The organism is Pseudomonas sp. SYWMCR5 (assembly GCF_057197165.1).
Map to the genome: position 1 here is coordinate 16,345 of NZ_JBXUNH010000005.1, position 21,144 is coordinate 37,488.

A 21,144-nucleotide genomic window follows, 5' to 3' on the forward strand; every position below is an offset into this window, starting at 1 on the left:
TCGTCACCATGCGTACCGAACAACCGCAAGTGATCTACCTCAAGGACTATCAGGCGCCCGAGTATCTGATCGACGAGACGCACCTGACCTTCGAGCTGTTCGAGGACCACACCCTGGTCCATGCGCAACTGGTCATGCGCCGCAACCCCGAGCGCGGTGCCGGCTTGCCGCCACTGGTGCTCGATGGCCAGCAACTGGCGCTGCAGCGCGCCGTGCTGGACGACCATGAGCTGCAGGCCGATGAGTACCAGCTCGATGACAGCAGCCTGACCCTCCACCCCAAATCTGAGCGCTTCATCCTCGACACCAGCGTGAAGATCCATCCGGAAAGCAACACCGCGCTGGAAGGCCTGTACAAGTCCGGCAAGATGTTCTGCACCCAGTGCGAAGCCGAAGGTTTCCGCAAGATCACCTACTACCTCGACCGCCCGGATGTGATGAGCACCTTCACCACCACGGTGATCGCCGAGCAGCACCGCTACCCGGTGTTGCTGTCCAACGGCAACCCGGTCGGCAGCGGCCCGGCAGAAGACGGCCGCCACTGGGCAACCTGGGAAGACCCGTTCAAGAAGCCGGCCTACCTGTTCGCGCTGGTGGCGGGCGATCTCTGGTGCGTCGAGGACAGCTTCACCCGCCAGTCGGGTCGCGATGTGACCCTGCGCATCTACGTCGAGCCCGAGAACATCGACAAGTGCGACCACGCGATGGTCAGCCTGAAGAAGTCCATGCGCTGGGACGAGGAGGTCTACGGCCGTGAATACGACCTGGACATCTTCATGATCGTCGCGGTCAACGACTTCAACATGGGCGCCATGGAAAACAAGGGCCTGAACATCTTCAACTCCAGTTGCGTGCTGGCCCGCGCCGAAACCGCCACCGATGCCGCCCACCAGCGCGTCGAAGGGGTGGTCGCCCACGAGTATTTCCACAACTGGTCGGGCAACCGCGTGACCTGCCGCGACTGGTTCCAGCTGTCGCTCAAGGAAGGCTTCACGGTGTTCCGCGACGCCGAGTTCAGCGCCGACATGAACTCGCGCACGGTCAAGCGCATCGAGGACGTCGCCTACCTGCGCACCCACCAGTTCGCCGAAGACGCCGGCCCCATGGCCCATCCGGTGCGCCCGGACAGCTTCATCGAGATCTCCAACTTCTACACCCTGACCGTGTACGAAAAGGGCGCCGAAGTGGTTGGCATGGTCCGTACCCTGCTGGGCGCCGAGGGCTTCCGCAAGGGCAGCGACCTGTACTTCGAGCGTCACGATGGCCAGGCGGTGACTACCGACGACTTCATCAAGGCCATGGAAGACGCCAACGGCGTCGACCTGACCCAGTTCAAGCGCTGGTACAGCCAGGCCGGCACGCCGCGCCTCGAGGTCAGCGAAGCCTATGATGGCGCGGCGCAGACCTACAGCCTGACCTTCCGCCAGAGCTGCCCGCAGACGCCGGACAAGCTCGACAAACTGCCGTTCGTGATCCCGGTAGCATTGGGCCTGCTCGATGCCCAGGGCAATGACCTGCCGCTGCAACTGGCCGGTGAAGCGGCTGCCAACGCCGCGACCCAACGCGTACTTTCGGTGACCGAAGCCGAGCAGACCTTCACCTTCCAGGGCATCGTCGCCAAGCCGCTGCCGTCGTTGCTGCGTGGCTTCAGTGCACCGGTCAAGCTGAGCTTCCCCTATGACCGCGACCAACTGATGTTCCTCATGCAGCACGACAGCGATGGCTTCAACCGCTGGGAAGCGGGCCAGCAGCTGGCCGTGCAGGTGCTGCAGGAGCTGATCGGCCAGCATCAGCGCGGCGAAGCGCTGAAACTCGACCCTCGGCTGACCACTGCCCTGGGTACGGTACTGGGCAACGAGTCGCTGGACCCGGCCATGGTCGCCGAAATGCTGTCGCTGCCAGGCGAGGCCTACCTCACCGAAATCAGCCAGGTGGCGGATGTCGACGCGATTCATGCGGCCCGCGAGTTCGCCCGCAAGCAGATCGCCGAGCAGCTGTTCGATGCGCTGTGGGCGCGCTACCAGGCCAACCGCGAAGTGTCGCGCAACACCGCTTATGTAGCCGCAGCCGAGCACTTCGCCCGCCGCAGCCTGCAGAACATCGCGCTGTCGTACCTGATGCTCAGCGGCAAGGCGCAGGTGCTGGAGGCTACGCTGGAGCAGTTCGAGCACGCCGACAACATGACCGAGCGCCTGACCGCGCTGGCCGTGCTGGTCAATTCGCCGTTCGAAGCCGAGCGCGCCAAGGCGCTGGAGGCCTTCGCCGAGCACTTCAAGGACAACCCCCTGGTCATGGACCAGTGGTTCAGCGTGCAGGCGGCAAGCAGCCTGCCGGGCGGGCTGGCGCGGGTCAAGGCGCTGATGCAGCACCCGGCCTTCACCCTGAAGAACCCGAACAAGGTGCGTGCGCTGGTCGGCGCCTTTGCCGGGCAGAACCTGGTCAACTTCCATGCCGCCGACGGCTCGGGTTATCGCTTCCTGGCGGACCTTGTGATCGAGCTCAACGCGCTCAATCCGCAGATCGCCTCGCGCCAACTGGCGCCGTTGACCCGCTGGCGCAAGTACGATGCCGCGCGTCAGGCACTGATGAAAGGCGAGCTCGAGCGGATCCTCGCCTCCGGGGCGCTGTCCAGCGATGTGTATGAGGTGGTGAGCAAGAGCCTGGCTTGATTCATTTTTAAACCGGGCTGGCCGATTCGCGGGCAAGCCCGCTCCCACAAGGATCAGGGAGCGGGCTTGCCCGCGATGCTTTTTGGCGGTTAACAAAACATAACGTCCCGCCCGTTGTGTTCGCGCGATCTTCCCCGATAGGATGGCCCAAAGCTATTGCAGGGCTCTGGATCAAGGGTTTTCGCAGTACCTGCAAGGCATTGACCCACTACAAGAACACAACAGGGGGCGGTCATGAGGGAATGGCTGAAGGCGGATGCCAGGCGCGGAGCCTTGGCGTTGACGGCCAGCGCGTTACTGGCGCTGGGCACATGGACAGGCACCGCACAGGCCGCGGCCGTCGCTGAATACTCGGTGGAATCGGCCAAGGCCAGCCAGAGCCTGCTGATCGACGCCGTACACGCCGGCAAACGCCTGGTGGTGGTCGGCGATCGCGGCCATATCCTGTTCTCCGACGACCAGGGCAAGACCTGGACCCAGGCCCGGGTACCCACCCGTCAACTGCTCACTGCCGTGTTCTTCCTCGACGACAAGCGTGGCTGGGCGGTCGGTCATGACGCGCAGATTCTCGCCAGCAGCGACGGCGGTGCGACCTGGAGCAAGCAGTTCGAAGACCTCTCCCGTGAAGCCCCGCTGCTCGATGTGCGTTTCATCGATGCCCAGCACGGCTTCGCCGTCGGCGCCTATGGCGCGCTGCTGGAAACCACCGACGGTGGGCAGAACTGGCAGGACGTCGCCGAGCGTCTCGACAACCCCGACCAGTTGCACCTCAATGGCATCACCCAGGTGAAGGATGCCGGCCTGTTCATCGTCGGCGAGCAGGGCAGCATGTTCCGCTCCAGCGACGACGGCCAGACCTGGTCGCATGTCGAAAGCCCCTACGAGGGCTCGCTGTTCGGCGTGACCGGCACCGGGCAAGCGCACACGCTGCTGGCCTACGGACTGCGCGGCAACCTGTTGCGCTCCACCGACTTTGGCGACACCTGGCAAGCCATCCCGCTGGAGGCAGGGCGGGGTCCGCTCGAATTCGGCCTGGCAAACGCTACGCTTCTCGAAGATGGCAGCCTCGTCGTGGTCGGCAATGGTGGCAGCGTGCTGCGCAGCCGCGACGATGGCCAGACGTTCACGGTGTACAACCGCGCCGACCGCATCGCGCTGGCCGGTGTCAGCGGCCTGGCCGATGGCGGCCTGCTGCTGGTGGGGCAGGGTGGCATACACCTGGCCACTGCTGAAGGCGCCGAGGAGGCTCGGCCATGACCCGTCCGGAGAATTTCAACATGCCCCACCACAAGGACAAGGCCACCCTGCTCGAGCGGCTGATATTCAACAACCGCCCCGTGGTCATCGCCCTGTGCGTGCTGGTGAGCATCTTCCTGTTCTGGCAGGCCACGCAGATTCGCCCCTCCACCAGCTTCGAGAAGATGATCCCGCTGCAGCATCCGTTCATCGAACAGATGATGGAGCACCGCAATGACCTGGCCAACCTCGGCAACACCGTGCGCATCTCGGTCGAGGCGGTCAATGGCGACATCTTCGACAAGGACTACATGGAGACCCTGCGCCAGATCCACGACGAGGTGTTCTACATCCCCGGCGTCGACCGTGCCGGGTTGAAGTCGCTGTGGAGCCCGAGCGTGCGCTGGAGCGAAGTGACCGAGGAAGGTTTCTCCGGCGGCGAAATCATCCCCAACACCTACAACGGCTCGCAGGACAGCCTCGACACCTTGCGTGACAACGTGCTCAAGTCTGGCCAGGTCGGGCGGCTGGTGGCCAACAACTTCAAGTCGAGCATCGTCGACATTCCGCTGCTGGAAAACTTCCCCGACCCGCAGGACCCGGGCAAGCTGACCAAGCTGGACTACCAGAAATTCTCCCACCAGCTGGAAGAGAAGATCCGCGACAAGTTCCAGGCGCAGAACCCGAACGTGAAGATCCATATCGTCGGTTTCGCCAAGAAGGTCGGTGACCTGATCGACGGCCTGGTGATGGTGGCGATGTTCTTCGGGGTGGCGCTGGTCATCACCTGGGCGTTGCTGTACTGGTTCACCTGGTGCATCCGCAGCACCATCGCCGTGCTCATCACCACCCTGGTGGCGGTGGTGTGGCAGCTTGGGCTGATGCACGCGGTCGGCTTCGGTCTCGATCCGTACTCGATGCTGGTGCCGTTCCTGATCTTCGCCATCGGCATTTCCCACGGGGTGCAGAAGATCAACGGTATCGCCTTGCAGTCCAGCGATGCCGACAACGCCCTGACCGCCGCGCGGCGCACCTTCCGCCAGCTGTTCCTGCCGGGGATGATCGCCATCCTCGCCGATGCAGTGGGCTTCATTACCCTGCTGATCATCGACATTGGCGTGATCCGTGAGCTGGCCATCGGGGCCTCGATCGGTGTGGCGGTGATCGTCTTCACCAACCTGATCCTGCTGCCGGTCGCGATCAGCTACGTCGGCATCAGCCAGAAGGCCATCGCCCGCAGCAAGAAGGATGCGGTCTGCGAGCATCCGTTCTGGCGCCTGTTGTCGAACTTCGCCAGCCCCAAGGTGGCGCCGGTGTCGATCGCACTCGCGCTGGTCGCCTTTGCCGGCGGGCTCTGGTACAGCCAGAACCTGAAGATCGGCGACCTCGACCAAGGCGCGCCGGAGCTGCGTCCGGATTCGCGCTACAACCAGGACAACAGCTTCATCATCAACAACTACTCGACCAGTTCGGATGTACTGGTGATCATGGTCAAGACCCCGGCCGAGAGTTGCTCGATCCACTCGACCATGGCGCCGATCGACGAACTGATGTGGACCATGGACAACACCCCGGGGGTGCAGTCGACCATCTCCCTGGTGACCGTGTCCAAGCAGGTGATCAAGGGCATGAACGAGGGCAGCCTGAAGTGGGAGACCCTCTCGCGCAACCCGGACATCCTCAACAACTCCATCGCCCGTGCCGATGGCCTGTACAACGCCGACTGCTCGCTGGCGCCGGTGCTGGTGTTCCTCAACGACCACAAGGCCGAGACCCTCGAGCGCGTCACCGCTGCAGCCAAGACCTTCGCCGATGCGCACAACAAGGAAGGCCTGCAGTTCCTCATGGCGGCCGGTAACGCCGGCATCGAGGCGGCCACCAACGAGGTGATCAAGTCGGCCGAGCTGACCATCCTGATCCTGGTGTACATCTGCGTGGCGGTGATGTGCATGATCACCTTCCGCTCCTTCGCCGCCACCTTGTGCATCGTCCTGCCGCTGGTCCTGACCTCGGTGCTGGGCAACGCCCTGATGGCGTTCATGGGCATTGGCGTGAAGGTTGCGACGCTGCCGGTGGTCGCCCTGGGCGTGGGCATCGGTGTGGACTACGGCATCTACATCTACAGCCGCCTGGAAAGCTTCCTGCGCGCGGGCCTGCCGCTGCAGGAAGCCTATTACGAGACCCTGCGCTCCACCGGCAAGGCGGTGCTGTTCACTGGCCTGTGCCTGGCGATCGGCGTGTGCACCTGGATCTTCTCGGCGATCAAGTTCCAGGCCGACATGGGCCTGATGCTGACCTTCATGCTGCTGTGGAACATGTTCGGCGCGCTGTGGCTGCTGCCGGCCCTGGCGCGGTTCCTGATCAAGCCCGAGAAGATGGTGGGCAAGGAGGGTGGCTCGATCTTCGCCCATTGAGGAAACCGACGCTATTGGTGCAGGAGCGGCGCAAGGCCGCTCCTGCATGGTTTCAAGGCTTCTTGCAGTGATCCGAAGAAGTGATCCGAAGATATAATGGCCACCTTCCTAGCCCAAGGTGCCCCCATGCCCCCTCTCGCGACCGCCCTGCAAACCTGCGACATGCTCCTGATCGATGGCCTGCACGCCTTCGAGTTCACCTGCGACACTTCCGGCCTCATGATTGAATGCATGGACGGCCGCCAGTTGCGCCGCTGGAGTTTCACCCCCGAGCAAATGGCTGCCGCCCGCGCAGAAGGGAACGATTGGTTGCTCCACGACGCCCAAGCAGAACACCGTCTAGTCTTGATGAGTGCGTTTCGCGCCCCGGAAGATGACGAAGATGAAGCTGACCTGGAAGCGCCTGCTGACCGCTAGTCTGATGAGCCTGTCGATCCACACCCAGGCTGCCACCTTGCTGGTCGGCAGTTACACCGAGGGTGCCAGCCAAGGCATCTACCGTTATCAGTTCGACCCGCGCAGTGGTCAGATCGCCACGCCAGCCCGGCAGGTGGTCAAGGCTGTCAGCCCTTCGTGGCTGGTGCTGTCGGCCGACCAGCGGCAACTGTTCACGGTGAACGAAACGCCCATGGGGCACCTCAGCAGCTTCGCGGTGAGTGCCAATGGCGAGATCACGCCGCTGAACCAGGTCGCCAGCCTGGGCGACGAACCGACCCACGCCAGCCTCAGTCACGACCAGCGCTACCTGTTCGTCGCCAATTACGCCGTGGCGCCCGATCCTGGCGGTAGCCTGGTGGTGGTTCCGGTGGCGCGTGACGGCAAGCTCAAGGCGGCGCTACAGCAGTTGCGCCATGCCCCGAGCAAGGTCAACCCCGAGCGCCAGGCCGGTGCTCATGTGCATTCGGTGGTCCAGTCGCCCGATGGCCGCCACCTGTATGCCAGTGACTTGGGGGCCGACAAGGTGTTCATCTACCGCTACGACGGCGCCAGTGCCGACCTGCCGTTGAGCCCGGCGATACCCGCATTCGTCAGCTTGCCGCCAGGCAGCGGGCCACGGCACCTGCTGTTCGATGCCAAGGGCCGGCATGCTTACCTCACGCTGGAAATGAGTGCCGAGGTGGTGACCTTCGATGTTCTGGACGGTGCGTTGCATGAGCGTCAGCGCCTGCCGTTGACCGACAGCAGCGATCCTGCCGCCAAGGCCGCGGGTGGCCTGCACTTGTCCGCCGACGGACGTTTCCTGTACGTCAGCAACCGCGGCAGCGCCAATCAGATCGTGGTCTACGCCGTGGGCAAGGACGACGGTCAGTTGACCTTGTTGCAGCGTCGCTCGGTGGAAGGCGATCACCCACGCGAATTCACTCTGGACCCAAGCGGCAACTTCCTGTTGGTGGCCAACCAGAAGAGCAACCAGATCGTGGTCATGCGCTGCGATCCGCGTACTGGCAAGCTTGGCGAAACGGTGCAGACACTGCTCCAGGACGCGCCTTCGGACCTGAAGTTTCTCGATTGACTATCAATCGGCGTGATAATCGCTACTGCTGCAATGAATTTCAGCCAAGCGCCTCGTCGGCGTAAGTTTGACCCAAGGCCCAAGAGGGCCACTGTCAAACACCGAAGACGAGGACACTCCGATGAACTTCAATCTCTTCCCGGTCATTGCCGCTTCCGCCATTTCCGCTTCCGTCGTGCTGCCGGTCCATGCCCAGTCGGAAAGCCGCAGCAAGGCTGCCGAAACCCACAGCTACACCGAGCAGTACCTGCGCCAGAGTGCCCACTTCCACGCAGCCCTGAGTGTCAAGCACAGCAACTGATCGACCCCTGACAGGTTCTTGTGGGAGCGGGCTTGCTGGCGAAGCAGTCACCACGGTGCCATGGCACCGACTCCGCCGGTGTTCGCGAGCAAGCCTACTCCCACAGGAACCTGGTCAATCGGTTTTTCAGCGGACCATGATCGCCTTGAACAGGTCCGATGCCAGCCATCCCTGCAACCAGCTCCGCACCCGCGGATAAGCCGCCTCGGCGAACCACTGAGGTTCGACCCCGGCGAACTGGCGCAGCAATGGCAGCAACGCGGTGTTCAGCCCAGTAATGCGTGAAAGGTGTTCGCCGTTGGCAGAGACCTTTCAGATTTCATGCGGCTTGCCGCCAGGAATATGGGTAGGTGCCTTGTCGTTGCAAGCGACACCGATTTGCAGGTTCTTTTCGCCGTTGTAGGGGTTTCCTTGGCGATCAATCAAGTAGAAGACTTCATGCAGGTATTGCTTACCCTGCTCTTGGTAGCAGCGGAATGAGGTGTTCTCTGGGAAAGCGGATTTGATCTCGGCGAAAGGCGTGTCTTTCCCGATCATTTGATTGAACTTGGATTGGTCGTACTTCACCACGGTGCGCAAATTCACGAAGTCCGCGAAATAGCTATGCAATTCCTGGCCCGAGCAACTGCCATGCTTGCTCCACTCATGGCGAAACATACCTTCTGGTCGCTGCGTGACCATGTTGGCCAGCTTGGGAATCTTCAGGACTGCTTGCATCTGCTCGTCGGAGATCGTGCATTCCTTGCCCGTACATTTGGACAGGGCCTCACAGAATTGTGGGTGGCGATTGTTCTTGGGCTCAATGCTTTTGCTGTAAGGCCAGATTCCATGGGTGAGGAAGGCCTGTGGCGCGTTCTCACAACCCGCAGCCCATTTGTCCTGGGGCTTCCTGAGTTTTTCCATTTCACAGAAAGAGGGTTGCCAAGTCACCGAATACACCAGGAAATCGGTGGGAAATTCAGAGGGTGATGGGCCGGCTTCTTCGTTGGCATCCATTGCCCAAGCGTTGGTGGCAGCGAGAAGTGCCAGGCTGGCGAGTAGTTTTTTCATCGGATCCATCCTCAGATAACACCGCATGTTGATGCGGTTTACGAGGAATCTACTGCGCTATGCGCGTTATTGACCACTGGCAAAAATGACAGGTCATGGGCATGTCAACTTGGACGGTGCCGAACTGACATGGGTTTATTCCCTATCGGTTCAGGCCGCCGGACGGCTGGAAACAAGTCCGACCTGGCACAGAAAAGGTTGTTTCACCGAGCCATGACTGCCTTGAACAGGCTTGAGTCCAGCCATCCCTGCAACCAGCTCCGCACCCGCGGATAAGCCGCCTCGGCGAACCACTGAGGTTCGACCCCGGCGAACTGGCGCAGCAGTGGCAGCAACGCGGCATCGGCCAGGCTTGGGTGGTCTGCCAGCAGGAAAGGCCTGTTCTCGAGCAGGTCTTCGAGCTCCGCCAGCCAGGCCTCGGCCTGCTGGCGGTAGTGTTCGCGTGAATGCTCCGGGTAGCGCTCGGCGTACTTGTACAGGTTGACCTGTGCCTTGAAATCCCGGTCATTGCGCGCGATCAACGCCTCGCCTCGTTCAGCCGCCGGCGGATCGGCCAGCAGCCGCCAGTCCTGCGGATCGTCATGCGCCAGTGCCCAGCGCATGATATCCAGACTTTCTTCCAGCACCCGCTCCCCGGTATCGAGCACCGGCACCGTACCCTTGGGCGACAGAGCCAGCAGCTCGGCCGGCTTGTCCTTGAGCGCCACCTCGCGAATTTCCACGTCACAACCTGCATAGCGCAGGGCCAGGCGCGCACGCATGGCCCAGGGGCAACGGCGGAACGAATAGAGAATCACCCGCAGACCTCGACATCGCTCAGGCCGTTGCCCTGGCGACGCACCTGGATCTGTACCGGAATACGCTCATGCATTTCCTGCACGTGGGAAATCACCGCGACCTTGCGACCCTGGGCCTGCAGGCCGTCGAGCGCATCCATGGCCAGTTGCAGTGACTCGGGGTCCAGGCTGCCGAAGCCTTCGTCGATGAAAAGCGATTCGATGCGCAGGGTGCTGGAGGCCATCGATGCCAGCCCCAAGGCCAGTGCCAGCGAGACCAGGAAGGTCTCGCCGCCCGACAGCGAGTGCACCGAGCGCAGTTCATCGCCCATCTCGGTATCCAGCACCAGCAGGCCGAGGGCGCTGCCGCCGCGTTTGAGGCGGTAGCGCCGGGCCAGCTGGCGCAACTGGTTGTTGGCGTGGTGCAGTAGCAGGTCGAGGTTGTAGCCTTGGGCGATCTTGCGGAACACATCGCCTGAGGCCGAGCCGATCAGGTCATTGAGCCGACCCCAGCGCTGGCGCTCGCCACGGGCCTTGTCGATGTCCTCGGCGAGGGCCTGGTGCGCCTCTTGGCGACGCTGGTCGTCGGCCTGCTGGGCACGCAGTTCGGCGCAGTGCTGTTCATGGATGGCCAGTTGCTCGCGCAGTTCGCCAAGGCTCTGCTGCAGGTCTTGGGCCGATGCCTGGACGATCGAATCGGCGCTGTGCTGTTGCAGGCGCTGTTCGCGCTCGTGCAGCAGCACCCGCGCCTGCTCGACGGCCTTGTCGGCATCTTGCAGGTGCTGGCGCAGCGCGCTGACGGCGGCCTCATCGATGGCCAGCAGGCGCTCCAGGCCGACGTCGTCCAGTTCAGGGTGTTCGGCGCGCCATTGGGCGATGTCGCCGTGCAGTTGCTGGTGTTCCTGTTCCAGTGCCTGCTGGCGATTGCCGTTGGCCTTGAGCTCACTGGCCAACTGCACGCCTTGGGTGCGCAGCGTCTGCAGGTGTTGTGCGGTATCGGCGTCGAGCGCCCGTGCCTGCTCCAGTTGCGCATCCATATGCTGTTGCCAGGCTTCGGCGCTGGGCTGTTCGCCGAGCAACTCGGCCAGCGCGGCCTGGGCCTGCTGTCGCTGGGCCTCGAGGGCGGCGAGTTGCTGGCGCAGTTGCTCCTGGGTGTCCAGCCGTGCTTGATGCTGATCGCGCAGCTTGTCCAACTGGAGTTGGCGCGCCTGCTGTTCTTCCTGTTCGTCCTTGCGCTGTTCGAGCTGCTGCAGGCGCTGGCTGATCTGCTGGTCGAGGGCGACGAAAGCGTGGGTCGGATCGTCGCTCAGGGCCTTGAGCACGTCGCCCGGCAGCACGCTGGCGAGGTCCTTCAGCCCTTGCTCCAGTTGCTGCTCGTCGTTGGCCAAGGCTTGGTGCTGTTGGTCCAGATGGCGCTGGGCCTGTTGCTGGGCTTCTTGTGCCGCCTGCAATTGCTGGGTGAGGCGTGCGGCGTCCTTCTGCAGGGCGAGCAGGGCGCTCTGGCGTTTCTCGTCCTTGCCGATTTCCTCGTCCAGGCGCCGCAGCTGGCTGTCGAGCCAGACGCTGCGTGCCTTGTCGTCCTGTGGTGCCAGGGCTGGCCACAGACTGTGGGCCTGCACCTGTGCCACCAAGGGTTGCAGCTGTTCGCCGAGCTGCTGTTGCTGCTGCTGGAAATCCTTGAGCTGGGCGTTGACCACGCCCAATTGGGTGCGCAGTTCCACCAGTTGGCCGTTGAGGGTCTCGACCTGTTTCTGCGCGGCTTCTTCTTCGGCCTGGTCATGGCGGCCAAGGCTCTGCAGCAGCGCTTCGGGCTGGTGGAACGGATGCTCGGCGCTGCCGCAGACCGGGCAGGGTTCGCCGTCGCGCAGTTGGCCGCGCAATTCTTCGACGCTGGTGTTGCGCGCCAGGCGTTGGCGATCGAGCAACTGGCGGGTGAGTGCGAGTGCCTGTTCTGCCGTTTCCAGCCTGGCCTTGGCCGATGTGCCTTCGCCGATCAGTTGCTGGCGCTGCTGCATGGCCTGTTGCTGCCGCTCACGCAGGGCGTCGAGCTGCTGGCGCAGTTCCATCTCGCGACCGTGCAGGCGTGACAGTTCCTCGACTGCGCGCTGCTGCTTGCGGTTGTCCTGCAGCATGCCGCCGAGCAGGTCGATCTGTTCGGCCAGGGCCTGGGGCTCGGCCTTGGCTTCGCGGAACAGCAACTCGAAGCTGTCGCGCTGGGTTTGCAGTTGGGTATTGGCCTGGCTGGCCTGTGCCTGCAAGCCTGGCAGTTCTTCGCGACCCTTGGCCAGGCGGCTGCCGATCAGCATCACCTGCTTGAGTTGCGGGAGGTAGGCCTGCCAGGCATTGGCCAGGCCCGCCAGGTGTTGGCTGTCGGCCAACGCGGTGTCGATCAGGGCCAGTTGTTCCAGGCTGCGCTGCTGGTTCTGTTCCAGCTGCTGCAGGTGCTGCTGGCTTTCGGCAAGGTCCTGCTCAGCCTGCTGGCAGGCCGAGTGCTGTTTCGCCAGGTCCTGGTCGAGGCGGGCGATGCCGTCCTGGGCGGCAAAGGCCTGCCGCAGGCGGGGGGCGTTCTCGCTGTGCTGCGCCTGGCTTTGTGCGAGCGCATCGCGTGCGCTGAGCTGCGCCTGCTCCAGTTCGCCGATACGGGTGTGCAGTTCGGTCTGCTGGCGTACCTGCTCGGCGATTTCGGCGGCCAGCGGCGTGAGCTGGGCGGCCAGGGTCAGCTGACGGTGGAACTGATGGCGCTGGGGGGCCAGGCGCTCCAGGCGTTGCAAATCGATACGCTGCTCGCTGAGCTGTGCGCTGGTGTGCTCGGCGGCCTTGAGCGCTTCACTGGCTTCGGCGTGTTGGGCCAGCAGGCGCTGCTGTTCGCTGAGCCAGATGCACTGTTGTTCAAGCTGCCGCTCGCGCGCCTGTTCGGCCTTGAAGTGCTGTTGCGCCTGCTCCAGGCGCTGGTCAAGTTCGGCACGGGCCTCAGCGGCCAGCGGCAGCAAGTGGCTGGCGCGCTCCTCAAGTGCCTTGAGCGCCTCGGCGGCCTCGCGCGAGCGGGTGAAGGCGCGCTGCCCCAGGCGGGTATAGATGGCCGTGTTGGTGAGCTTTTCCAGCAGTTCGCTACGTTCGCGATCGTCCGCCTTGAGGAAGGCTCCAAACTCGCTCTGGGCCAGCATCACCGCACGGGTGAACTGCTCGAAATTCAGCCCCAGGCGGGCTTCGGCCAGTTGCTTGTATTCGTTCTTGCCACTGGCCAGCAGTTGTTCGCCGTCCAGGTCGTAGAAGCTCTGGCGGCTGTGTTGCAATTTGCCGTTGGCCTTGTCACGCGCGCGGTTGGCCTCCCAGCGGGCGCGGTAGCGCTTGCCATCGATGCCGACGAAATCGACCTCGGCAAAGCCGCTGCCGGTGCCCCGGCGCAGCAGGTTGCGCGGATCGGAGGTGGGGATTTCGCCATCGGCGTCCGGCACCTTGGCTTCGCGGCCGATCTCGTTCAGACGTGGCACCGTGCCGAACAGCGCCAGGCACAGGGCGTCGAGCAGGGTGCTCTTGCCTGCGCCGGTCGGGCCGGTGATGGCGAACAACCCGGCGCTGGCCAAGGGCTCGGCAGTGAAGTCGATATCGATGGGACCGGCCAGGGAGGCAAGGTTCTTCAGGCGGATGGCCAGGATCTTCATGGCTGCTCCTCCAGTTGCACGTCCTGCAGCAGCAGGGCGAAGTCGCTCAGGGTCTGTTCATCGACGGGGCTGCCGTAGGCCTGCTCCCAGGCGCGGCCGAACAGGTCCTGCGGGGTCATCTGCGACAGCTCGACGAAGGCCTGTTCGTCCTCGTCCTGAGCATTGCGCCCGGCATATTCGGCGCTGATGCGCACCAGGCGCACCGCCTTGCCCTGCAGTGCGCTTTCTATCTGCTGGCGCAGGTCGGGCTGCGGCTCGTCCAGGCGTACCCGCACTTCCAGCCATGGCTGGCGATTGGGGTCTTCGAGAAGGTCGATCACCGGCAGGTCGGCAAGCTGCTCGAGCAGTTCGCCGAGCGGTGCCGGGCCCATGCGCTGCAGGGCCACGGCGCGCGGCACCAGGCGCGGTTCGACGCTGAGCAGCTCGGTGCCGTCCAGCTCGATCTCCAGTACCTGGTGCGGATAGTTGATCTCGGCGAACGACAGCGGGATAGGCGCGCCGCTGTAGCGGATGCGGTTCTCCCGGTTGACCTTCTGTGGCTTGTGCAGGTGGCCCAGGGCGACGTAGCTGATGGCCTTGTCGAACAACCGCGCCGGCAGGGCTTCGGCGTTGCCGATGATCAGGCTGCGCTCGGAGTCTTCGGAAATCGAGCCACCGGCCATGTGGGCGTGGCTGATGGCGATCAGCGCCTGGTCCTTCTTGCGCTTGCCAAGGGCGGCGGCGATCAGCTGCTGGTGCACCTGGGTGATGCCCTGCAGGTAGTCATCGCCCAGTTGCGGACCGGTGACTTCTGCCGGGCGCAGGAAGGGCAGGGCCAGGCACCAGGCACAGACCTTGCCGCGGGCGTTGGTCAGCGGGATCAGCAGGCGCTCGGCGTCGAGCTGGCCTTCGTCAAGCCAGTGCACCCGGCCCAGGGCGTGGGTGCGCAGGCGGCGCATCAGGGCGGCGGGCAATTCGATGCGCGAGCCGGAGTCGTGGTTGCCGGCGATCATCACGATGTCCAGCTTGGGCTGCTGTTCGTGGGCCTGGACGATGAAGTCGTAGAGGCGCTCCTGGGCTTTGACCGGTGGGTTGACCGTGTCGAAGATATCCCCGGCGATCAGCAGCGCGTCGGGTTGGCGCAGGCGTAGCTGGCCGAGCAGCCAGTCGAGGAAGCAGGCGTGTTCGAAGTCGCGTTCCTGGCCGTGGAGGCTCTGGCCCAGGTGCCAGTCGGAGGTGTGAAACAGACGCATGGAGGACCTGTTGGTGTCGAATCAAGCGACCGGTCGGGGCTGCGCTTGAGATGGGGTCTCGGAGGGCGGGTATGGTAACCCAAGTGGCTGTGCAGGTTCGCTTTGCTGTTGCTGCCGAAGTCGTCAGGCGAAGTGGTTGTGTAGAGGCTGACAGGTGCTTGTCGGAAGATTTTGGGTGCCTATGAGATCGAGCGCCGCCCGCGCGGCGCTTCGCGGGCAAGCCCGCTCCTACAGTTTGTTTCGGGCCAGTTATGCCTGTGCCATAGGCGCGCGACCGCCTGGTGTGTACGACTCGGTACCGCGCCGTGCGCCAAAGGGGGCGCGCGAAAATGCCACAGGACTCACTGGCCCGAAACAAACGTAGGAGCGGGCTTGCCCGCGAAGCGCCGCGCGGGCGGCGCTCGATCTCATAGGCCCCAAAAATCTTTCGACGAGCACCTGAAAAATCACTTGGGATAAAGCGGCGGCAAACTCCCACTATCCGCACCCACAGGCAACCCCTGCTGCACCGAAGGAATATTCCCAATCGCGCGCCACAGCTCCTCGCCCTGCCAATGCTGGCCCGACTCGCTGTAGAGCGCGCCATTGAGGCCGTCGAGGGCGTTGGACAAGGGCACGAAGCGCGCCGCCATCTCGGCCAGCGTCTCCGGTTGTTGGCGTGCCCAGGCGTCCAGCGCCTGGCGCGTGGCCTGGGGGTCGTTGGCGAGGGTCGCGCGCTTGAGGTCGTCGAGCAAGGTGCGGGGGCTTGGGCCGCTTTGTGCCGCCCGTAGCACCGCAGGCTGCGAACGGGCGCGCCACCACAGGGCAAAGCCGAGCAGCGTGGTCAGTGCCAGGACCAGCGTCGCCAGTTGCCAGGGCCACAATGGATTGGCGCCGCTGGCAACGTCACCCACCGGCGTGTCGGCACTCAGCGCGGGGTTATCGTCAACCTTGATGCTTCGGGCCGGGAGGCTGCTGTGCTCCAGATGATCTTCGAGGGTGTTCCACCAGGTGACTTCCAGCGCAGGTAGCATCAGGTTGCCACTGTGGATCGGCACCAACGCTTCGCGCTCTTCACGATTGGCGGTCATGCCGCGCTCGTTGATCTCGTTGCGCAGCAGTGGTTGGTCCGGGTAGCGGCGCAGGCCAGTGACCTCGGTGGCCGGCAACGGTGGCAACTGCGTGCTGGACAGCCCCTCGGCGCGCAGAGTGGTGCTGCGCGTCAGCGAATCGCCGATCTGCGTCGGCTGCTGGGTCGGGTCGGGGTTCCAACGCTCCTCCAGGGTGAGGCTGCGGGCCGGGAGCCAGGTCAAACCGGCAGGCCAGGCCGCAGGGATGGCCTTGACCTGCAGGGTCAGCGGCAGTGAGCTGACCTGCACCTGGCGCCCGCTGCGAGCACCTGTGGCAGGCGGCTCTGTGCTGTCGGCAGCGGTGGCGGTGAAGGTCAGGGGCGGCACTAGCAGTGTGCCGCTCTGTTGCGGGTAAAGCGCGTAGCGGGTTTCGATCACGCCATGGCGCACGCCGTTGATTTCTTTCTCGTAGGTGCGCGACTCGCCCAGCGGCTCGACCTTGGCGTTTTCGAGCCGCAGCGGGCTCAGGCTGCTGTCATCGTACAGCGACACCGAGTGGTAGATGCGCAGGGTCAGTACGGCCTGGGCCTGGACATACACTTCGGGGCTGTCGAGGGTTGCCTCGATGAACACCTGCGAGGCGCTGTCCGGGCGATTGGGGTCGGGTTGCACCACTTGCAGCTCGATGGCCTGACTGCGCGACTGCCCCAGTTGCAGCTCCGGGATCTGCAGGTTGCCGCTACGCCGGGGCAGCAGGGTGACGATCCAGCGCGTGCTGGCCCGGGTTTCGCCATCGAGGGTATGCAGGCTATTGAGCTGGCGCGTACCGCGCACTTCGAAGTCGCCCTCCAGGGCGCGCAAATCGGGCTTGCCGAACTCGGTGACATCCTGGCTTTCCAGCGTGAGTTCCAGGGTTTCGCCGGCCTCCACGCGGGTGCGATCGACGCTCGCCTGCAGCGCCGGTTGGGCCTGTGCCAGAGTGAGCCAGAGAAGGCTGAGCAAGAAGGCGCCGAGGCGACTCATCGTTGGGGTTCCTGATGCAATTGCTGTTCGTACCAGAATTTGCGTCGCAGCAGTTGCGCCGGGTTGTCGGGAATTTCCCGCAACCACTGCTCCAGGGCCTGGCGCTGTTCGGCGTCGAGGCTGGTCGAGGTGGGCCGCTGCGGCGGCTGGGTGAGGCTGTCATCATCGCCGCCCTGGTTGCCGGACGACGCCTGGTTGTTGCTGTTGCGGGTGCTGTCGCCACCATCCTGCGCTGGGCTCTGCTCGTCGTTGCCGGGCGTGCCCTGGGCGCTGCTGGAAGCCGAGCTGCTGTTGCCGTCGGTGTCGCGGCTCGGTGTCGGTTGCGCGTCGCTGTTGTCCGGCTTTCGCTCGGCGTTGGCCTCGCGTTGTTGCAGCTGTTGTTGCACCAGTGCCTGGTTGTCCAGTGCCGGTTGCAGGTCGGGCTGGCGCTCCAGGGCCTGCTCGTAGGCATCCAGGGCGGCATCCAGTTCGCCGGCACGGGCCAGGGCATTGCCTCGATTGTAGTGCGCCGCGGCGCTGTTGCCCTGGGCGAATGCCTGGGCCGCGCCAGTGTAGTCGCCTGCCTGGTACAGCGCCATGCCGCGCCACTGTGGATCCTCGAAGCGCTGGGCGGCTTCGGCGGGACGCTGGTGTTGCAGCAGGTACTGGCCTTGTTGATCGGGGCGACGCCAGAGGTCCTGGAATTCGAACGCCTGGCTTGGTTGGGGCAGGGCAAATAGCAGCGGCAGGCAGAACAGCCAGCCGCGGCGTCCGGCGCAGGCGGCCAGCAGCAACAGCGGCAGCAGCAGCCAGTAGCCCTGGTCGGCCCAACTGTCCAGTTGCAGGGTCTGGCCGTCGTTGCGCAGGGCGCGGGGGGAGTCGAACAGGCCCAGACCGCGCAGGTCGAGATCGTCGATACGGGCATGCCGGTAGCGTCCGCCCGTGCCGACGATGAAGCGCTTGAGCTCGGCGCTGTCCAGGCGTGGTACGAGGATGGCGCCCTGGTCGTCCTTGAGGTACTCGCCACTGGCCTGGCGCACGGGTGCACCTTCAGCGGTGCCGACGCCGAGCATCAATAAAGAGGGGCCCTGGCGACCCAGGGCCTGGACGATACCCTGGCGCTCCTGCTGGCTGAGCGAGCTACCGATCAGCAGCACGCGGCCTTGCCCCAGGCCGCTCTGAGCGAGCAGTGCCAGGCCCTTTTGCACCGCCAGATCGGCGCGATGGCCGGGCTGCGGCATGATCGAGGGGTCGACTGCCTCAAGCAGGTTGCGTGTGGTGCCCAGGTCATCCGACAGTGGCACCAGGGTATGCGCGCTGCCGGCATAGACGATCAACGCGGTCTGGCTTTCGCGACGGTGTTCGAGCAGATCGAGGACCTTGCGCCGAGCCTGTTCCAGACGGTTGGGCGGGCTGTCCTCGGCGAGCATCTGCGGGGTCAGTTCGAGCAGGATCACCAACGGGTCGGCCGGGCGCTGGCGGGTTTCTTCCAGGCGCTGCCAACTGGGGCCGAGCAGGGCCAGGACCACCAGCAGCCAGGCCAGGCCCAGGGCGATCCACGGCAGCTTGCTGGTGCTGCCATTGCCGCCCCCGAGCAACACTGCATGGAACTGCTGCGGCAGAATCATCTGCCAGCGGCCGGCACGTTTGCGTCGATGCCAGAGCTTGAACAGCAGCCAGCCGAGCAGGGGCACCACCAGCAGCCAGAGCGGGCGCAGCCATTGTGGCCAGAGTTCGATCATCGCCGCCTCCTCAGACGCAGGCGCTTGAGGCGCTGGCGCCATTCGGGGTGGGGTTGCAGAAAGCGTGGTCGACGCAGCAGGCGTTGCAGCAGATTGTCTGGCCACTGCACGGCGATCACCAGCAGGACGCTGAGCAGCAGCGCCAGGGCCATCGGCCAGGCATACAGCTCCCTGGCAGTGCGCGCCTGGGTCGGTTGCTGGGCTACTGGTTCGAGCTGGTCAAGGGTGTCACCGATGCTGTTCAGCTCGGCACCGTCATGGGCGCGGAAATAGGCGCCATGGGTGAGTTCGGCGATTTCCTTGAGCGAGGCTTCGTCCAGGTCCAGGCTCGGATTCAGGCCGAGCAGCCCCGGGGTGCCGCTGGCGTCGGGGTTGGCGCCGATGCCGATGGTGTAGATGCGCACGTCTTCCTGGGCCGCCAGGCGCGCGGCCGTCAGGGGGTGTATCTGCCCGCCGTTGTTGGCGCCATCGGTCACCAGTACCAGCACTCGGCTCTGTGCGGGGCGCTGACGCAGACGCTTGACCGCAAGGCCGATGGCGTCGCCGATGGCGGTGTTCTTGCCGGCGATGCCGATCTGCGCTTCGTCGAGGAAGGTACGCACGGTGCGCCGGTCGAAGGTCAGCGGGGCCTGCAGATAAGCCTCGCTGCCGAACAGGATCAGCCCGACCCGGTCGCCCTCGCGGTCCTGGAGAAAATCGCCGAGCAGCGCCTTGACCAGGTCGAGGCGACTGATTTCGTCGCCCTTCCACTGCATGTCGGGGAAGTCCATCGAGCCCGACACGTCCACCGCCACCAGCAGGTCGCGGCCGCTTGCCGCGATCGGTACCGGATCGCCCAACCACTGCGGCCGGGCGGCCGCCAATAGCAGAAGCAGCCAGATCACCACGAAGGGCGCCTGCTGGCGCCAGGTTGGCAGGTTGAGGCGGGCGCGGCGCCCGGCAAGGCCTTCGAGCTCATCGAGAAAGCCCACTTTGAGCACCGGCTCGCCACTGTCGGCGGCAGGCAGCAGCAGGCGCATCAGCCAGGGCAGCGGCAGCAGGGCGAAGATCCACGGCCAGGCCAGGTCAAACATGTTTGCGAATCCAGGTCTCGACCGCCTGGGCGAGCCCGGCGATGGCCTTGTCGTCGAGCTTGCACTCGGGCTTGTAGGCCCCTTCGACCAGTACCATCCAGCGGGTCAGGCCGGCAGCCGGGCAGCGGTTGTCGAGAAACGCCAGCCATTGACGGCCGTTGAGCGTGTGGCTGTTGGCACCAGGGTAGTGATTGCGGCACAGGCGTTTGAGCAGGGCATTGATCTGCTGCAACCAGGCCCCGGCCGGTGCGCCGTCGTAGGGGCGCGGCAGGCGGGCGAGCTCGGCCAGGGCTTCGACGCGGATCGGGTCCAGCGGCTGTTCGGCGGGTGGCGCCTGGCGTCGGCCTGGCCGCCAGCGGCGCAGGCGCCACAGCCCCCAGCCGAGCAGCGGCAGCAGGGCCAGCAGCAGCCACCAGCCCGGCGCCGGTGGCCACAGACCGATGGCCGGCGGGGCGATCAGCGGTTGCAACTGGTCGAGCGGGTTCATTGGCCGCTTCCCGGACGCTGGTTGAGGTACTCGCGCAACTGCTCGATCATTTCGCTCTGGGTGCTCAACGGCATCAGCACCACGCGCATTTTCTGCGCCAGCAGTTCCCAGCGTTCGATGCGTGCTTCGGCCTGTTGGCGATAGAGCTGGCGCAGGTTGGCGTCCAGGGTGTCGAGCTCCAGGTGCGCGCCGCGTTGGGCGAAGCGTAGCAGGCCAGCGGCGGGCAGCGCGTGGTCGAGCGGGTCGGAGACCGGCATCAGCAGCACGTCGCAGTGGCGTGAGAGCATCGCCAGGTGCTGTTCGACGGCTGGGGTGAGTGCGCGTTCGTCGCAGATGACGATGGCCAGGCTGCCGGGGCGCAGCACTTCGCGCGCGCGGCGCAGTGCCAGGCCCAGGCTGTCGGATTGGGGTAGCGCTTCGGTGTGCAGCGACTGGTTGACCTTGGCCAGGCGGTTGAGCAGTTGCAGCAGGCTCTGCTTGCTGCGTCGGGGCTTGATCTCGTGGTGTTCGTTGTCGCCGAACACCAGCCCGCCGATGCGATCGTTATGGCCCAGCGCCGCCCAGCCGAACAGCGCCGCAGCCTGGGCCGCGAGCACCGACTTGAACATCAGGCCCGAGCCGAAGAACAGGCGCTGGCTCTGCTCGACCATGATGAAGATCGGCCGTTCGCGCTCTTCATGGAAGAGCTTGGTGTGGGGCTCTTGGGTGCGTGCGGTGACACGCCAGTCGATGTTGCGCACGTCGTCGCCGGCCTGATACACGCGCACCTGGTCGAAGTCCACCCCACGTCCGCGCAGCTTGGAGTGGTGCAGGCCCACCAGCGGGCTGCGCTGGCCGGGCCGGGAGAACAGCTGGATCTCGCGCACGCGGTGGCGCATGTCGATCAGCTCGGCCAGGCCGATGCGGATGCCGGGTTCGGCGAGGTGCGTGGCGGGCAT

General features: G+C 64.8%; 15 protein-coding genes and 1 pseudogene. 6 read left to right on the forward strand and 10 right to left on the reverse strand.

Translation table 11 applies throughout. From position 1 onward, the window contains the following. Positions 1–8 precede the first annotated feature (8 nt). From pepN to AC2CGW_RS14730, 6 genes are all read left to right on the forward strand, one after another. Positions 9–2,669, forward strand: a complete 2,661-nt coding sequence (gene pepN / locus AC2CGW_RS14705) for an aminopeptidase N (RefSeq protein ID WP_484574225.1) — start codon at positions 9–11, stop codon at positions 2,667–2,669. Positions 2,670–2,903: 234 nt separating this feature from the next. Next, positions 2,904–3,926 (forward strand): YCF48-related protein, encoded by a 1,023-nt coding sequence (locus tag AC2CGW_RS14710; RefSeq protein WP_288375325.1) that lies wholly within the window; start codon positions 2,904–2,906, stop codon positions 3,924–3,926. A 20-nt stretch (positions 3,927–3,946) separates the two neighbouring features. Next, positions 3,947–6,319: an efflux RND transporter permease subunit gene (locus AC2CGW_RS14715; protein ID WP_484574307.1), complete on the forward strand. Its 2,373-nt coding sequence runs from the start codon at positions 3,947–3,949 to the stop codon at positions 6,317–6,319. Positions 6,320–6,445: 126 nt separating this feature from the next. Next, positions 6,446–6,736, forward strand: a complete 291-nt coding sequence (locus tag AC2CGW_RS14720; protein ID WP_186666759.1) for a DUF5629 family protein — start codon at positions 6,446–6,448, stop codon at positions 6,734–6,736. Then, positions 6,702–7,832 (forward strand): lactonase family protein, encoded by a 1,131-nt coding sequence (locus tag AC2CGW_RS14725; RefSeq protein WP_484574226.1) that lies wholly within the window; start codon positions 6,702–6,704, stop codon positions 7,830–7,832. The genes AC2CGW_RS14720 and AC2CGW_RS14725 overlap by 35 nt, the downstream gene beginning before the upstream one ends. Positions 7,833–7,953: 121 nt before the next feature. Then, complete coding sequence (locus AC2CGW_RS14730; RefSeq protein ID WP_288375321.1) at positions 7,954–8,133, forward strand: hypothetical protein; 180 nt, start codon at positions 7,954–7,956, stop codon at positions 8,131–8,133. 126 nt (positions 8,134–8,259) lie between these two features. On the opposite strand, the pseudogene AC2CGW_RS14735 reads toward AC2CGW_RS14730, so the two are convergent. The 10 genes and pseudogenes from AC2CGW_RS14735 to AC2CGW_RS14780 all read right to left on the reverse strand — a co-directional run. Further along, a pseudogene (locus AC2CGW_RS14735) lies at positions 8,260–8,400 on the reverse strand (glutathione S-transferase family protein); the annotation flags it as partial. 45 nt (positions 8,401–8,445) lie between these two features. Continuing rightward, positions 8,446–9,183 carry a ribonuclease T2 family protein gene (locus AC2CGW_RS14740; protein ID WP_186666756.1) on the reverse strand — a complete coding sequence of 246 codons (738 nt, stop codon included), beginning with the start codon at positions 9,181–9,183 and terminating at the stop codon, positions 8,446–8,448. 203 nt (positions 9,184–9,386) lie between these two features. Next, entirely contained in the window at positions 9,387–9,980 is a 594-nt protein-coding gene (locus AC2CGW_RS14745) for a glutathione S-transferase (RefSeq protein WP_484574227.1), read from the reverse strand. Continuing rightward, positions 9,977–13,621 carry an AAA family ATPase gene (locus AC2CGW_RS14750; protein ID WP_484574228.1) on the reverse strand — a complete coding sequence of 1,215 codons (3,645 nt, stop codon included), beginning with the start codon at positions 13,619–13,621 and terminating at the stop codon, positions 9,977–9,979. The genes AC2CGW_RS14745 and AC2CGW_RS14750 overlap by 4 nt, the downstream gene beginning before the upstream one ends. Beyond that, the gene (locus AC2CGW_RS14755) at positions 13,618–14,853 is read right to left on the reverse strand and encodes an exonuclease SbcCD subunit D C-terminal domain-containing protein (RefSeq protein WP_186707896.1); all 1,236 of its coding nucleotides are present in this window, start codon (positions 14,851–14,853) and stop codon (positions 13,618–13,620) included. The genes AC2CGW_RS14750 and AC2CGW_RS14755 overlap by 4 nt, the downstream gene beginning before the upstream one ends. Positions 14,854–15,299: 446 nt before the next feature. Continuing rightward, positions 15,300–16,925: a BatD family protein gene (locus AC2CGW_RS14760; RefSeq protein ID WP_484574229.1), complete on the reverse strand. Its 1,626-nt coding sequence runs from the start codon at positions 16,923–16,925 to the stop codon at positions 15,300–15,302. Beyond that, positions 16,922–18,646: a VWA domain-containing protein gene (locus AC2CGW_RS14765; RefSeq protein WP_484574230.1), complete on the reverse strand. Its 1,725-nt coding sequence runs from the start codon at positions 18,644–18,646 to the stop codon at positions 16,922–16,924. Before AC2CGW_RS14765 ends, AC2CGW_RS14760 begins: the two co-directional genes overlap by 4 nt. Further along, positions 18,643–19,719, reverse strand: a complete 1,077-nt coding sequence (locus AC2CGW_RS14770; RefSeq protein WP_186666750.1) for a vWA domain-containing protein — start codon at positions 19,717–19,719, stop codon at positions 18,643–18,645. Before AC2CGW_RS14770 ends, AC2CGW_RS14765 begins: the two co-directional genes overlap by 4 nt. Then, positions 19,712–20,206, reverse strand: coding sequence for a DUF4381 domain-containing protein (locus AC2CGW_RS14775; protein WP_063543917.1), 495 nt, complete (start codon positions 20,204–20,206; stop codon positions 19,712–19,714). Before AC2CGW_RS14775 ends, AC2CGW_RS14770 begins: the two co-directional genes overlap by 8 nt. Then, a complete protein-coding gene (locus AC2CGW_RS14780; RefSeq protein ID WP_186666749.1) occupies positions 20,203–21,144 on the reverse strand; it encodes a DUF58 domain-containing protein in 942 nt (313 codons plus the stop codon). Before AC2CGW_RS14780 ends, AC2CGW_RS14775 begins: the two co-directional genes overlap by 4 nt.

Coding starts and splice junctions, on each gene's coding strand:
- AC2CGW_RS14760 (WP_484574229.1), bottom strand. CDS start 16,925: ATGAGTCGCCTCGGCGCCTTCTTGCTCAGCCTTCTCTGGCTCACTCTG.
- AC2CGW_RS14710 (WP_288375325.1), top strand. CDS start 2,904: ATGAGGGAATGGCTGAAGGCGGATGCCAGGCGCGGAGCCTTGGCGTTG.
- AC2CGW_RS14750 (WP_484574228.1), bottom strand. CDS start 13,621: ATGAAGATCCTGGCCATCCGCCTGAAGAACCTTGCCTCCCTGGCCGGT.
- AC2CGW_RS14740 (WP_186666756.1), bottom strand. CDS start 9,183: ATGAAAAAACTACTCGCCAGCCTGGCACTTCTCGCTGCCACCAACGCT.
- AC2CGW_RS14715 (WP_484574307.1), top strand. CDS start 3,947: ATGCCCCACCACAAGGACAAGGCCACCCTGCTCGAGCGGCTGATATTC.
- AC2CGW_RS14775 (WP_063543917.1), bottom strand. CDS start 20,206: ATGAACCCGCTCGACCAGTTGCAACCGCTGATCGCCCCGCCGGCCATC.
- AC2CGW_RS14780 (WP_186666749.1), bottom strand. CDS start 21,144: ATGCCCGCCACGCACCTCGCCGAACCCGGCATCCGCATCGGCCTGGCC.
- AC2CGW_RS14725 (WP_484574226.1), top strand. CDS start 6,702: ATGAAGCTGACCTGGAAGCGCCTGCTGACCGCTAGTCTGATGAGCCTG.
- AC2CGW_RS14770 (WP_186666750.1), bottom strand. CDS start 19,719: ATGTTTGACCTGGCCTGGCCGTGGATCTTCGCCCTGCTGCCGCTGCCC.
- AC2CGW_RS14730 (WP_288375321.1), top strand. CDS start 7,954: ATGAACTTCAATCTCTTCCCGGTCATTGCCGCTTCCGCCATTTCCGCT.
- pepN (WP_484574225.1), top strand. CDS start 9: ATGCGTACCGAACAACCGCAAGTGATCTACCTCAAGGACTATCAGGCG.
- AC2CGW_RS14720 (WP_186666759.1), top strand. CDS start 6,446: ATGCCCCCTCTCGCGACCGCCCTGCAAACCTGCGACATGCTCCTGATC.
- AC2CGW_RS14755 (WP_186707896.1), bottom strand. CDS start 14,853: ATGCGTCTGTTTCACACCTCCGACTGGCACCTGGGCCAGAGCCTCCAC.
- AC2CGW_RS14765 (WP_484574230.1), bottom strand. CDS start 18,646: ATGATCGAACTCTGGCCACAATGGCTGCGCCCGCTCTGGCTGCTGGTG.